Source organism: Sphingobacteriia bacterium, assembly GCA_017304685.1.
Taxonomy (GTDB): Bacteria; Pseudomonadota; Alphaproteobacteria; order Rickettsiales; family 33-17; genus JAFKLR01.
The window spans coordinates 334,244-349,389 of record JAFKLR010000004.1 but is presented as its reverse complement, the minus strand read 5'-3'; the positions used below and the strand labels follow the sequence as shown (position 1 = coordinate 349,389).

Annotated in this window: 13 protein-coding genes; 12 read left to right on the top strand and 1 reads right to left on the bottom strand. The window is 28.6% G+C overall.

What is annotated here, in order from left to right; genetic code table 11:
* Positions 1-87: 87 nt before the first annotated feature.
* The 5 genes from J0H68_07075 to J0H68_07055 all read left to right on the top strand — a co-directional run bounded on the left by J0H68_07075 (position 88) and on the right by J0H68_07055 (position 2,798).
* Positions 88-996 carry a DUF1189 family protein gene (locus J0H68_07075; GenBank protein ID MBN8828451.1) on the top strand — a complete coding sequence of 303 codons (909 nt, stop codon included), beginning with the start codon at positions 88-90 and terminating at the stop codon, positions 994-996.
* A 116-nt stretch (positions 997-1,112) separates the two neighbouring features.
* A complete protein-coding gene (gene rpmG, locus J0H68_07070) occupies positions 1,113-1,277 on the top strand; it encodes a 50S ribosomal protein L33 (protein MBN8828450.1) in 165 nt (54 codons plus the stop codon).
* 87 nt (positions 1,278-1,364) lie between these two features.
* Positions 1,365-1,715, top strand: a complete 351-nt coding sequence (locus tag J0H68_07065; GenBank protein ID MBN8828449.1) for an NADH:ubiquinone oxidoreductase subunit NDUFA12 — start codon at positions 1,365-1,367, stop codon at positions 1,713-1,715.
* A 10-nt stretch (positions 1,716-1,725) separates the two neighbouring features.
* Positions 1,726-2,220, top strand: coding sequence for an outer membrane lipid asymmetry maintenance protein MlaD (gene mlaD, locus J0H68_07060; protein MBN8828448.1), 495 nt, complete (start codon positions 1,726-1,728; stop codon positions 2,218-2,220).
* Between the two features lie 23 nt (positions 2,221-2,243).
* Entirely contained in the window at positions 2,244-2,798 is a 555-nt protein-coding gene (locus J0H68_07055; GenBank protein ID MBN8828447.1) for a DUF2155 domain-containing protein, read from the top strand.
* 520 nt (positions 2,799-3,318) lie between these two features.
* Here the strand turns inward: J0H68_07055 and J0H68_07050 are convergent.
* Complete coding sequence (locus J0H68_07050; GenBank protein MBN8828446.1) at positions 3,319-8,055, bottom strand: NAD-glutamate dehydrogenase; 4,737 nt, start codon at positions 8,053-8,055, stop codon at positions 3,319-3,321.
* A 94-nt stretch (positions 8,056-8,149) separates the two neighbouring features.
* Here J0H68_07050 and mnmE point away from each other — a divergent pair, with 94 nt between their 5' ends.
* From mnmE to J0H68_07015, 7 genes are all read left to right on the top strand, one after another.
* A complete protein-coding gene (gene mnmE / locus J0H68_07045) occupies positions 8,150-9,466 on the top strand; it encodes a tRNA uridine-5-carboxymethylaminomethyl(34) synthesis GTPase MnmE (GenBank protein ID MBN8828445.1) in 1,317 nt (438 codons plus the stop codon).
* Positions 9,466-9,768, top strand: a complete 303-nt coding sequence (locus J0H68_07040) for a DUF167 domain-containing protein (GenBank protein ID MBN8828444.1) — start codon at positions 9,466-9,468, stop codon at positions 9,766-9,768. The genes mnmE and J0H68_07040 overlap by 1 nt, the downstream gene beginning before the upstream one ends.
* 4 nt (positions 9,769-9,772) lie before the next feature.
* The gene (locus J0H68_07035) at positions 9,773-10,273 is read left to right on the top strand and encodes a hypothetical protein (protein MBN8828443.1); all 501 of its coding nucleotides are present in this window, start codon (positions 9,773-9,775) and stop codon (positions 10,271-10,273) included.
* Between the two features lie 67 nt (positions 10,274-10,340).
* The gene (locus J0H68_07030) at positions 10,341-11,765 is read left to right on the top strand and encodes a replicative DNA helicase (GenBank protein MBN8828442.1); all 1,425 of its coding nucleotides are present in this window, start codon (positions 10,341-10,343) and stop codon (positions 11,763-11,765) included.
* A 5-nt stretch (positions 11,766-11,770) separates the two neighbouring features.
* Positions 11,771-12,862 (top strand): alanine racemase, encoded by a 1,092-nt coding sequence (gene alr / locus J0H68_07025; protein MBN8828441.1) that lies wholly within the window; start codon positions 11,771-11,773, stop codon positions 12,860-12,862.
* 14 nt (positions 12,863-12,876) lie between these two features.
* Positions 12,877-13,665: an ABC transporter permease gene (locus tag J0H68_07020; protein ID MBN8828440.1), complete on the top strand. Its 789-nt coding sequence runs from the start codon at positions 12,877-12,879 to the stop codon at positions 13,663-13,665.
* 50 nt (positions 13,666-13,715) lie between these two features.
* Entirely contained in the window at positions 13,716-14,987 is a 1,272-nt protein-coding gene (locus J0H68_07015; GenBank protein ID MBN8828439.1) for a TraB/GumN family protein, read from the top strand.
* Positions 14,988-15,146 lie beyond the last annotated feature (159 nt).

Genomic DNA, 15,146 nt, shown 5'->3' with positions numbered 1-15,146 from the left:
AATCGTCGGAAGTGTACTATATTAATAAGATATTTACAAGAAATAGTTTTAATATTAATTATATAAAATAACCTAAAATATTAACATATGCTTTACATTTTAAGATCTTTATACGCTATAGCTAAACGAACCTTTTTCTCAAAACAACTTTATCTCGATGTTATATATAAATGGAAAGGTTATGGTCAAAAATATCTTTTTGTTATTTCCTTGCTAAGCAGCTTGCCTTCTTTATTTATAGCAATTTCACTTCTCGACGATACATACGATATTCTTGGTAATATTATTCAATTAAGTGAAAATCGTGCAATAAATGATAATTCTCCTGAATTTAGGCAAGCAGAAATTTTACATGATCTTATAACCAAATTACCTGAAATAAAAATTGAAAAGGGTCAAATCTCTGCAAATGAAGACCAACCAATTAACATAAAATCAGACATTAATAATACTGATTTTATAAGAATTGACACTTCCCGTAATCCCTCTATTCAATCTCAAACACCTTTGGTAATTAATAGAGATAAAATTATCTTTTTTAATAATGTGCTTTTAGACCAACGTAATCTTGAAAAGCAGGATATGATTATAAATTATAAAGAAATTATGGATTTAATTAAAAAATTTCATAATTTTTCAGTTTCTTCCTTTGTAACCTTTTGTTTAACCGCAATTTTAATTCATATATTAATTATATATTCTAAGCTTTTCCTTACAGTAGTTTTAGCTACTTTAACATTATTAGTAATGAAAATTAGACTAAATTTTTCTCAAATTATAAGAGTTTGCTCAGTTGCTCTAACCCCTGCTATTGTATATTTGTTTATTTTTAATTCTGTTATATTTCTCAGTTATTTTTTAGCTAAACAAAATTTATTAATTCCTGATGTACTTGGAATTGAAAATCAATTATTTATAATTTTAGCTATTGGTTACACTGTTTTTGCGTTGATAATAATAAAAAATCAGGAAAGTAGTAAACCTACTATTTTATAATTATTTATTAAAATCAAACACTTATATTATTTGAGACTTTATTTTTTAGACTTTTTCTTGACATTTACTCATAATTCAATATAAAAAAGTTCATAAATTAAATTAGGAAATTCATCATGGCAAAAAAAGCAACTATATTGATTAGGCTGGTTAGCACTGCCAACACAGGCTATTTTTATGTTAAAAAGAAAAACCCAAGAAAGCTTACAAAGAAACTTTCTTTCATGAAATACGACCCTGTAGTTCGTAAGAGAGTTCAATTTAAAGAAGAAAAAATATAAAAAAAGCGGCTTAAGGCCGCTTTTTTTATGGAAATTAAAAACAATATGTTTTATAAATTATTATAATTAACATAATAAATTATAAAAATGTCCATAAGTACCAAATTATCTTTATTGTTATTTTATAAAAAAGTTGGTGAAGACCAATTTGGGAATAAGTATTATATTTCAAAATCTAAAAATAATGACAACCGCCATAAAAGAGCTATTTGGTATAAAGGCTTAAATGAGCCATCAAAAGTTCCTCCTCTATGGCATGCTTGGTTACATTATACAAGTGATGAACTTCCAAAACATAATGATAAATATCATTGGCAGAGTGATTATCTTCCTAATTTAACCGGCACAAATGAAGCTTACCTTCCAAAAGGGCATCTACATGCTGGAGGTAAGAGAAGCAAAGCAACCGGTGATTATTCATCTTGGCAACCTGAATGAGAATTTAATAATGAACAAATCAAATTTTGAAACACTAGTAGGATTTTTAATAATATTCTTCGCACTTTTTTTCCTTTATTTTGCATATAATAAAGCTGAGAAAGTTTCTTCTGAAGAATCATATACTATAATTGCAAAATTTGACCATATAGATGGTATTAATACCGGAAGCGAAATTAAAATTGGTGGTATTAAAGTTGGGGAAGTTATTGATAAACAATTAGATCCTAATACTTATCAAGCGATTGTTCATTTTAATATTAGAAAAAGTGTAAAAATTCCATCTGATAGTAGCGCTGCTATTACAAGTGACGGATTACTTGGAGAAAAATACGTTTCTATTGCTCCTGGCGCTGAAGATACTATGATTAAAGAAAATGGTGAACTTAAATATACTCAGTCAGCTGTAAGCTTAGAATCTTTAATTGGTAAAATGATTTTCTCAAAAGAAGATAAGAAAGAAGAGAAAGGTAATACTTCAGAAGCTAAAGAAGAAGTAAAATAGCTTATATGTTTTATAATAAAAAAATGATAAAATTATTCTTATTAATTTTGCTTACTGCCATTTCTCATTCTAGTTTTGCTGAAGAAAAAAAAGAATTAGATAATCTCCTTGTTGAAGAACTAAAAGAATCACCTTCGTTAAAACGAGATGCAATTATTTCTACACCATTAGAAAAAGCTTCTAAAGAAGGTGATAAGACTCTTATAGTTAACCCTAATGATACAAAAGATGAACTAGGCGAGCTTTTAGATGAGGAAAACAAACCTAAAGATCAAATCACTTATAAAAAAGCAGAAAACGTTGAAATAACTATTTTAGATAAGGTTTCAACTAAAACTACCAATGTAGAATTAAAGCTTTTAAATAAGAGTAATTTTAAAAATTATGAAATTATTGCATATAATTGCTATATGCCATCAAGAAAATTTGAAAATCATATGCTTCTGGTGGGAATTTGGGAATATAAAAATTCTACTACTCCTGAGAAAATATTTTTAGGCTGGTTATTTTCCGAAGATAAACATTTAAATCATATTCAACATCGCTTTATTGACATAATTAACTTTAAATGTAAGTAATTTTTAAGCTTCTACATTTTAGTAATTTATTTTATCACTCCGCTTTTTATTTATTATTTAGACCTACACATATAAGCTAGTAAGATAAAGCGACAATCTAATCAATATAATTTTTAAAATAAGCAAAAAATGTTACTCATAATGTTAATAGCTTCTATTATTAAAAACCATAAATCAAATTTGAATATAAAAACGCGATAATTATCGTATGTTTGGAATGCTATAGAAATACTTACATTACTATTATTATTTTTAAAAATATCTTGTATATATATTTTAATAACACATCTTACATAATTAACCACTTAATTAGGGATTTATTATGCCTAAAATAAGATTTGCTTTCTGTAAAAATATAATTCAACCAGCTAAAAACAAGAAGTAAATAATATTATTGGGGATATTAACGAAGTTGCGAGCGAAGCACATAATTTATCTAAAATTATTCAATATAAATTAATTCTGATAATATCTTCTTTTATCCGAACAACGAGTTTGTAATTATTAAATGCGCTAATCTCTAATTAACACATTTAATATCAAATAAATATTTAATTCTATTTAAAGCTACAGCAAATACCGCTAATTCTTCTAATTTATGTTCGCGTTTAATTTGGCTAATAAATTCATGGTAACGTTGAATGCTAATTTCATTACTCATGAGCCAATTATTAAATTTATCTAAATCACTAAATTTTTGCTGTTGCTGATTAACACTAATACACATCGCCACTTGTAAATTATCAAGCTCTTCAATCAAATTTTTAAGGGCTGTACGTTGCCAATAAGAAGTAGTTGAAAGAGTAAGTACGGTTTCTTTTAACCATACAAATTCAATTGCTTCATCAATATTAAAGTAAATTTGAGTAGCTTCTGCTAAATTTAAGCCGCTAAGTTTAGCAAATTTAACAATGTTAAAGCTGATAGCAAGAATCTCTACTTCTGCAATTTTTGTTGCTAATTCTTTATCAATACCTAAATCTAAGAATTTTTGTAATTCTGATTTATATAATTCAAAAATATATGTGTTATGCCCTTCAATAAAGCTCTTCTTAAATTCATTAAATGCTACAGAATAATCTCTTACCATATCATCAATAGAATAATTTTTAGGTATGTTTTTAATTAACCATAAAATTGAATTTTGCATTAATTTTTGCATGGTTTTAAACATGGTATTTTTTTGTAGCAATAAATTATGATTAAATGGTAAGTTTTCAACCTCACTCCATAATTCATCAATACCGAATATTTGGCAACTTGCAACAAAAGCTTCTGCAAATTGCTTTGGTTCACATCCAGCTTCCTCAAGAGTAATATGAGTAAAACTTACTCCAACTCTATTGATAATTGTATTAATAATAACTGTTGAAATAATTTCTCTTCTTAATGGATGATTTACTAAATCACTTTTAAATTTCTCCTTCATTTGAATAGGGAAATAATCAAGTAAATATGAATCAAAATAATTATCATCCGGTAACTTTGATTTTAAAATTTTGTTATAAAAAGAAATTTTACTATATGAAAGAAGTATAGAAATTTCTGGCCTTGTTAAGCCTATTTTATTTGCGCCTCTAAGTTCAATTTCTTGGTGGCTTGGTAAAAATTCAATTGCTCTATCTAATAAACCTTCTTTTTCAAGTAAGTTAATTAATATTCCATGCTCATTGACTAAATTAGGTGCTTGGCTTTGTTCAATTGAAACCGCTAAACTTTGCGCTCGGTTATCGGCAAGTACTAATTTACTTACTTCATCAGTCATGCTTTCAAGCATTGTATTTCTTTGTTGTTCTGAAACTTTACCTGAACGCATAAGTAAATTAAAGGCTATTTTAATATTTACTTCATGATCAGAACAATCAACACCTGCTGAATTATCAATAGCGTCAGTATTTATTCTACCGCCATTTAATGCATATTCAATACGACCGCGCTGTGTAAACCCTAAATTGCCGCCTTCGCCGACAATTTTGCATTTTAATTCTTCACCATTAACCCTTACACTGTCGTTTGCTTTATCACCCACATGCTCAGGATGTTCTTCTTTAGCTTTTACGTAAGTACCAATACCACCGTTCCACAATAAATCTACTGGTGCAGTTAAAATGGCTTTAATTAAATTATCTGGTGAAATGACATCTTCTGTAATATTAAGAGCTTCTTGTATTTCAGGCGTTAACTTTAATTCTTTTGCTTTACGTTCAAAAATTCTTCCACCTTTTGATATAAGATCAGCATTATAATCTGCCCAAGTAGTACCTGGGGTTGTAAATAAGCGTTTTCTTTCATTATAGCTTTTCTTAGAATCAGGGTTAGGGTCAACAAATATATGCATATGATTAAATGCACCGATGAGTTTTATATTATCTGATAACAGCATAAAGTTACCAAAAACGTCCCCTGACATATCTCCAATACCTGTTACGGTAAATTCCTGCTTAAATACATCTATACCCATTTCTTGGAAATGACGGATAACACAAACCCATCCGCCACGTGCTGTAATACCCATTTTTTTATGATCGTAACCTTGGGAACCACCTGATGCAAAAGCATCTCCTAACCAGAAATTATATTCGGCAGAAATTGAATTTGCGATATCAGAAAATGTTGCAGTTCCTTTGTCAGCTGCAACTACTAAATATGGATCATCATTGTCATGCCTTACTACATCTTTAGGAGGGATTATTTTCCCATCTAAAATATTATCGGTAATATCAAGCATACCACTTAAAAAAGTTTTATAGCATTCTATAGCTTCTTGAACTTGCTGTTCTTTACTTGCACCTATTTTTTGTCTTTTAACAATGAATCCACCTTTAGAACCTACTGGCACAATAATTGAGTTTTTAGCCATTTGAGTTTTCATAAGGCCCAGTACTTCAGTTCTAAAATCCTCATGTCTATCTGAAAGCCTCAAACCACCTCTTGCAACTTCTCCACCTCTTAAGTGAATACCTTCAATACGTGTAGAGTACACTGATATTTCTGCAAATGGTCGCGGTAGAGGTAGTGTTGGTACATTAGCCGATTTAACTTTAAATGAAATATAATCTTTATATTCATCATTACTATCTTTTTGATAATAATTTGTTCTAAGCATAGCTTGAATAACATATATGCAATTTCTTAGCATTTTATCTTCAGCAGCGCCGCTAACTGTAGTTAAAAGCTGATTTATTTCCTGTAAAGTAGCTTCAAATTCTTTAAGGTCATTTTCTTCAGGAGAAAATTTATAATGAAATAATTTAATGATTTTAGAAACTATTTTACTATGAGAGGTAAAAATTGTAGCAACATAATTTAAAGGATAAACTACCCCTGCTTGCTTAACATATTTTGCAATTGATTTTAAAAGCAAAATTTCTCTAGGTGAAAGTTTGGCAGTTAAAACTAGAGCATTGAATTTATCACTTTTAATTCTGCCTTCCCAAATTAAGGCTAATATATTCTCAATATTATGCTTATAATGTTTAAAATCTTCCAAATCAATATGTTCAGCACTTACTCTAAAATAATGTAACCATAATGTATCTAAATGATCTTTACGAGTAATTGGAAACGTAAAGCTATCTACTGTATGAAAACCAATATTATCTAAAATAGGCATTAAGCTTGATAATGGTAATTGCTTATCAGGGCTATAAATTTTTAAATCAAAAATAAAGGTATTTTTATTTTGATGAAGTTCAAATTTTAATTGATTATCCTTTATAGTTTCTTCAAAAGTTTTGATATCATAAGCAAGTCTCGACACACCAAAAACTTCTTGGTAAGAATAAGGAAAAGCTGATTGATATAATGAATAATATTTTTCACCTTCCTCAAGCCCAAGTTTATTAATTAATTCTTTATGACTATCGTCATCCCAAAAACTTGTTAACGCAATTATTTTTTCTTCTAATTCTCCTTCTTCAAGTGCTTCTATTGCTGAAGGAATAGCAGTTAAAATCAAGTGGTATCTTGCAAGTCTTGATTCATTTAAGAATAAATAATCTCTGTCAATTTTACCGCCGAAGTAGCTTGCTAATAATTCTTGAATTTGCGCGCATAATTTATCACTAAATCTTTCGCGTGGAATGAAAATTATGCAACTTAAGAAGTTATTAGTTAAGCTTGGTTGAATATATAATTTTACTTTTGGTCGCTCATGCAAAGCAAGGATACTTAAAGCTGTTTCAAATAAAGCATGTTCATCAATTTGTAATAATTCATCTCTTGGAAAAGCTTCAATTATTGCTACTAATTCTTTATAATTATGGCTAGCTTTTTGAAAACCTGTTTTTTTAAGCACTGCATCAATTTTTTGTCTTACAATCGGGATAAGAGTAGCGCTTTGATAATATACAGCGGAAGTAAATAAGCCTATGAAGTTAAAAACTTTTTTACTGCCGTTTGGAATTATTGAAATCAAGTTTAAGTTAATATTTTTGTGTACAGGAGAAATATGATGAATTTTGGTTATCACTACTTCATGGCCTAAGTTTAGCACAATTTCATTTTGCTGAATTATTTCTTCAAGAAGAGTTTTATCTTCATTTTTAGCAATACCTAGCTTATTTTCAATTTTACCATTTTCTGTTTCTAAATACGCTAAAAAGGTAAAGCTATGATGTTTAATCCAATTAATAAATTCAACGCTTTCACTATTATTATCAAATTGTTGTTTTAAAGTTTCTGCTTTTTCAAGCATGTTATGCCAATCACTTACAGCAAGACTTACATTTGATAAAATATTTGATATATAGTTTATAATTTCACTATGGTTATTTTCTTCAATAACGCCATAAAAATGAATTTGCATGAAAGACTCAGCTGTAGAGCTTTTTGTAGTATCTGATTCATGGTATAATTCTTCAATTTCACCATTAGTTTTACGTTTAACATTTATTACAGGGTGAATTAATTGACTAATTCTATATCCTTCACGAATAAGTGCGCCGGAAACGGAGTCTACAAGAAACGGTATATCATCATGATGAACTTCAAGAACAGTATTTATACTTGTAAAGCCATTATCAATTATTGTTGGGTTATAGCATCTGATTCTACTAGTTTGATCTTTTTTTTGGAAAAAATTATAGGCATTAAGTGCTAAATGCAAATAATGTTCTGGGTCATGATCAAGTAAATCCTCGTAAGGGATGTGATCATAAAAATATTTAATAAATTTTTTCTGTAGCTCATTAAGAGAGGATTCTTTAGTTTTTATTACATTTTCAATAAGTTCAGAATTATCTCTATAAACTGCCATATTTATTTCTCATAAAATTCAAACTATAACTTTTATACAACTTCCTATATAATTGTAAACAATATGTAAATAATAAATTTTTAATTCTATTATTATGAGCGAATACAATTCAACTATTTATGCTTTAGCTACAACGTATAGTAAATCTGGAGTAGCAATTTTACGCATCTCTGGATCACATGCGTTAAAAACTTTAAGCTTGTTTAATATTAGTAAAACACTAAAACCGCGATATGTAAACTATCTTAAATTACAACATCCAAAAGAAATGTATATTATCGATAATGCGGTTGTAATTTATTTTGAAGGACCTAATAGTTTCACAGGCGAAGATGTAATTGAACTACAGGTTCATGGAAGTAAAGCAGTAATAAACACAATTATAAATATTCTAAATGAGCAAAACTTTTTACGATTAGCAGAACCTGGTGAATTTGCTAAACGTGCATTTTTGAATGGTAAAATGGATTTAACTCAAGCAGAGGGTTTAGCAGATTTAATTGATGCAGAAACTGAAATGCAGTTAAAACAAGCGGTTAAGCAAGTTAATGGTGCGCTTGCTGTAAAATATGAGGAATGGCGTAAAACTATTCTTCAAATACTCGCTTTAACCGAAGCTTTTATCGATTTCCCAGAAGAAGATATTCCTGAAGATATAATTAATGACGCTGAAAATTTATGCACAAATTTAAAAGCTGAGATTAACAACCATTTAAGTGACAATAATATAGGTGAAAAAATCCGCGACGGAATAAAGGTTGCAATTGTTGGAGAACCGAATGTTGGAAAATCAAGTTTAATTAATGCTCTAGCTAAAAGAGAAATAGCAATAGTTTCAGATATTCCAGGAACTACAAGAGATGCTATAGAAGTTCATTTAAATATCCAAGGGTATCAATTTATTTTAACTGATACGGCAGGAATTCGTGAAAGTTCAGACATTATTGAACAAATAGGAATTGATATTACAAAAAGAAAATATGAAGAAGCTGATCTTGTAATAGAAATATATGATTGTAATAATTATCAAAAACCAATTTCTATTTCCGATGATAAACCTAAAGTAAAAGTAATTAATAAAATTGATTTAGACTCTAGTTTTAAGCAAAATGATTTTCTTACCATTTCCGCAAAAAATAATATTAATATTGATCAAATAATAAAAGAGTTAGAAAAATTTGCCTCTCAGTTTGAAATAACCGAAGAAAGCGCCATTATCTCTCGTGCACGATATCGTGAACATTTAACTAACGCCCTTAATTTCCTTGAATATTTTACATTACACAAGCCTATTGAACTTGCAGGGGAAGATTTGAGATTAGCTGCAAGTGAAATTGGAAAAATTACAGGACGAATCTCAGTTGATGAAATTTTAGATATAATTTTCAGTAGCTTTTGTATAGGTAAATAATGAATTTTTTTTATGAAATACGCCCAGGAAAAATTATTTTATCATTAAAAATATCTACTAATGCAAGCGTTACTAAAATTGGTAACCTTGAACCATTAAGTGATAATAAATTTGCTTTAAAATTACAAATTAATGCTAAACCTAAAGATAATGAAGCTAATAATGAAATTATAAGTTTAATTAGTAAACTTACCAAAATACCTAAATCAAAAATTTCGTTTGTTTCAGGAGAGAAATCAAAAATAAAAAAACTTGCTATTGAGACTGAAGACTATACTCTTATTGATAAACTTATTAAATAATTTCATGCAAAATAATCTTCTAAAAAAATTAATTTGGCCAGTAATTTTACTTCTCTTTATTTTAGCCTCGCAACTTGAACCTGCAAAATTAAGTTTAAAGCAGAATGAGGTTGATCTCACCTCACATGAAAGTGGTGAATATGCAGGCCACACTTTAAAAAAACATGTAGATAAAAAGGAAGATTATTTAATTAACCGCCTTAAAAATGAACCAAATATTAAGGCTGCTTCCACTTTTTATGATAATAAAACAGCAGAAAGGGCGATTAAAGAAGTGTTAGATTATCACAAAGAAGGTATAAAATATTGGTTAGAATCTGCAAACTTGGCTAATGTAAAAAAATTTGAACTTGATATTGAAGAAAATGTTGGTTTTGGTATAAAGAGAGAAGATTTTGAAAACAATAACATGATGTTTAAACATAGCTCGCATGTCATTGTGGTGTTAAGGAAAGTATCAGATATTAATTATAAAATTCTAACTGCTTATGTGTTAGTTGATTAGTATATTTACTTCGATTATATATATTAGTTATTATTTTAAAATTATTTAAATTTTTTATTGTATTCATATGACAATTCAAAGGGTAATGCCCCACAACGTTGAAGCCGAACAAATTGTTATCGGTTACTTACTTTATGATAACGAATCAATTTACAAATTTGGTGATTTTTTAAGAACCGACCATTTCTATAGCCAATTACATCAACGTATTTATGAAGCTATTATTTCACATATTAACCGGGGCTTATTTGTATCACCTGTAGTATTAAAAAACTCCTTTGATAAAGATCCAGGATTTGAAGACGGAAACTGCCTAGATTATTTAAATAAAATAATGACTCTTGCAAGTCCTATAGTAAATGTTGCTGATTATGCTAAAATTATTTATGACTTAGCTTTAAGAAGAAGGTTAGTAAATATTGGTGAAGACATCATAAATTCAGCCTTTGATCTTGATTATAATTCTTCCGCAGAAACTCATATTGAAGCAGGCGAGCAAAAACTTTTTGGGCTTGCCACAGAAGGCTCGATTGATAAAGGATTTATTCATTTTAAATCAGCTTTAGCAGAATCAATAAGAAGAATTGAATCCGCTATTCAAAATAGAAACCATGTTACAGGTATTTCTACAAAATTTAATGGATTAGATCATTTTCTATCGGGTTTACAAAAATCAGATCTTTTAATTCTAGCAGGCCGCCCTTCTATGGGTAAAACTGCCTTTGCGATAAATTTAGCGGTAAATGCATGCCAATTTTTATATGAGAATCATTTAAAAAGTAATTCTACGGAAAAATCTCCTGCTGTTGGCTTTTTCTCGCTTGAGATGTCAGGCGAACAGCTTACAACAAGAATTTTATCAATGATGTCTGCAGTTAATGCAACTAAGCTTAGAAGCGGAAATATAAATGAAGATGATTTTAAAAAATTAGCTCAAGCTAATAGAGAACTTTCTAAATATCCTTTTTTCATTGACGATACGCCTGCTTTAAGTATTTCTGCTTTAAGAACTCGTGCAAGAAGATTAAAACGACAACATAATTTAGGGCTAATTATTGTCGATTACTTACAATTAGTTCGCCCATCAAGTTCTGAAGGGCAAAATAGGGTACAAGAGATTTCAGAAATCACTCAAGGTTTAAAAGCTATTGCAAAAGAATTAGATATTCCGGTTATAGCCTTATCACAGCTTTCTCGTGCTGTTGAACAAAGGGAAGATAAACGCCCATTACTTTCTGATCTTCGTGAGTCAGGAAGTATTGAGCAAGATGCCGATATCGTATTATTCATTTTCAGAGAATTTTATTATCTTCAAAGAAAAAAACAAACCGATAATATGGAATTTCAGCAAGAGCTTGACAAAATAAAGGATTTAACAGAAATCATTATTGCAAAACAACGTAATGGTCCGATTGGAACTGTTACCTTAAGCTTTAATGCTGATACAACAAAATTTGCTGATTATGTAAATAATACTCATTCTTCATATTAAAATTTATGTACCAATCAATTCCAAAATTAATTGTTAATTTAAATGCAGTTTTAAATAATTTTAAGTATTTAGGTAATCTTATAAATCCAAGTGAGCTTTGTGCGGTTGTGAAAGCTAATTCTTATGGAATTGGGATGAATGAAGTATCAAAAACTTTATATGAGTTTGGTAAGTGCCGTAAGTTTTTCGTAGCAAATATTGAAGAAGGAATTCAATTACGTAAAATTTTACCAGAAGCAATTATTTATGTTTTTCACGGTATGTTTAGTAATGAAGAAGAAGATTTTTTAAAAAATAATTTAATCCCTATTTTAAATGATTTTTATCAATTAGAAATTTGGCAAAACTTTGCTAAAAGTAAAAATTTACAACTTAAAGCTTGTCTTCATTTTGATACTGGCATGAATCGATTAGGATTTAATTCGATTGATGTAGAAAAAGTAAAAGCAAAATTAGACGATAGCTTAAAGATAGATTATGTATTAAGTCATTTAGCTTGGGGCGAAAATAAAAATAGTGACTTAAATAAATTTCAATTAGAAAAATTTAATACAATTTCTAAATATTTTCCTGAAGCAAAAAAAAGTTTAACTAATTCTCCGGGAATATTTTTAGGTAAAGAATATTATTTTGATATGATAAGGATTGGAAGAGGACTTTATGGCCAAAATCAATACGCCTCACTTCCTACTCAACTTGAAAATGTAGTAAGTATTTACGCTCCTATAATTCAAGTTCGAAATATTTATGAAGATTCACCTGTTGGTTATAGTGCGACTCATATTATGAAAAAAGGTTCAAAACTTGCAGTCCTTGCTATTGGTTATGCTGAAGGCTATATGCGATTATTCGGTAACATGGGGTGGGTAAATTTTGAAGGTTTTAAATTACCTGTGGTTGGAAAAATTTCTATGGATTTAATTACAGTTGATGTTACAGAAGTACCAGATGAGTATTTACAAATTGGCAAATTTGTTGAAATAATTGGAAAGAATATTGATTTTCACAACGTATTGGTGCAAGCTGGAACTTCAAGCTCTGAATTATTTTCAAGACTTGGACAAAGATTAATACGCGAATACATAGAAGTAAGGTAATTGTTATGCAAATAATGCAAAATGCTCAAAAGTTTTTTCAAAATACTGGTGCAATTTTTTTATTATTTTTTGAAAAAATAGGAAAGGTTTTCTTATTTGCTGCAAATGCTGTAAAAGCTTGGTTTAATTTTAAAAACTACTATCCAAAAAATATTTGGCGTGAAATGGTTGATATTGGTTTTTACTCTTTACCAGTGGTTGGTATTACAGCCATATTTACAGGTGCCGTACTTGCACTACAAAGCTACAGCAGTGCTTCTCGTTTTTCAGCGCAAAATTTTATCGCAACCGTAGTGGTATTATCTATTACCCGTGAACTTGGCCCAGTTCTTGCAGGCCTTATGGTTGCAGGTCGTGTTGGCGCATCTATTGCAGCAGAAATTGGCACTATGCGTGTTACTGAACAAATTGATGCACTTGAAACTCTTTCTACAAACCCAATTTACTATTTAGTTTCACCAAAATTAATGGCGGCGACTATAATGCTACCATTCTTAGTTTTAATAGCAGATATTATTGGTATTTTTGGTGGATATATAGTTAGTGTTGGAAGCCTTGGCTTTTCATCAGTTCCTTATTTAAAAAATACTTTTGAATATTTAGAAGCAATTGACGTAATTTCAGGACTTGTTAAAGCTTCTGCTTTTGGTTTTATAGTAGCATTAATGGGGTGTTACCATGGTTTTCATTCTGACAAAGGTGCTCAAGGCGTAGGTAAAGCAACAACAAACGCTGTAGTTAGTTCATCAATTTTAATTCTTTGTGCAAACTACTTTATTACTCAATTATTTTTTGCTAATTAGTTTAACATTGTTATAATGTAACATTGATATTAATTTTTTAAGTCTTAGTTATGTTATCTTCTAATTCTAATAGCAAATTACCTATATTACTAATTGGCGAAAGGCATGATGATATTGCTTTTTTAAGTTATTTTTCTCAATTAGTAACTTTACTAAAAAATTCTGGTTATAATAAAATATTATTTGAAGGTACCGGAGAAATAGAAACTCTTATTCCTGAAGTAGAAACCTATATAAAAAATCTTCCTAATGATAAAATACCTAGCCTAGAGAAATTAGATTTAGGAGAGGAATATATAGAAAAAGCTTATAAATTTAAAAACGATGTCACTTCTCAAACTGAGCAATATTTAAGAATAGAATACTTAATTAGTACCACTCGTAATAAATTACGAAAAATTATAAAAGAAAATGGTTTTGAAACTCCAATTAATATAGATGATTCGAGTTATGCCAATCTTATAAAAAAATATAAAATAGGTATAAGTACAATAAGAAACAATATCTTAAATTTTTTAAAAGAATCTATACGTAATCAAGAAGATTTAGATAAAATCATTGAAATATTTAATACTCCTTATACTGCAAAATCTCAGGAACAAATAGAAAAAATTGCTTCAATTAATTTAAATGAAAAAGATTTGGCCACTCTTACTCAAAGCCTTCAAATTTATAAAAATTGTATCATAAAACAAGCTGAATTGATCTCAAATGAATTTCGAATGGTTGATGAAAGGGATAATTCAATGCTTGAAAAAATTATAAAAGAAGCATCTCAGAATAACATTGTAATAAGAATAGGAATAGCACATATGTCTGGTATTTCAAAAAAATTACAAGAGTTAGGTTATAATGTAATCGAATATTTTCCTTATCATGAAACTTCCATAATACAGTCACAAATTGATTTATTTACAGAAGGAAAAACCTTGATTAACACAGGTAGCTCAAAAACTATTAAACTTACCAAAAAATTTACTAACCTTGAGGATTTAGATGCCACTACGGTAGAATTAAAAGATCAAATTGTTAGTTTATCAATCAAAGATAGGGAATTAAAACCTTTACCCTTGAAAGAAGCATCGGATAAATTTATGCAAGAATTTTCTCATAGGGATAAAGTAGATTTAGAAAATTTAGAAAAATTTATTGAAAAAATAACAATATTAACTTCACTACATAAAACTTCTATTAATAATATTAATACTATTTCAAATATTACTAATACTAAAGAAGAAAATGTTGGATTTTTCTCTCGATTAATTTCTAAAGCTAGTTTTTTTAAGAAAGAAGATAAGAATAAAAATACTAATTATAAATAATTTATAAAATTTTTATATTCATTACCTTATCAATTGACATTATCTTCAACTACGAGTAGTTTAGGGATGTTTTTAACTTTTCTTTAGGGTTCTTTTTAAAACGCATTTTAATAAATAATGTTTCAAATAGAATCCTTTTATCATTAAAATTATATAGGT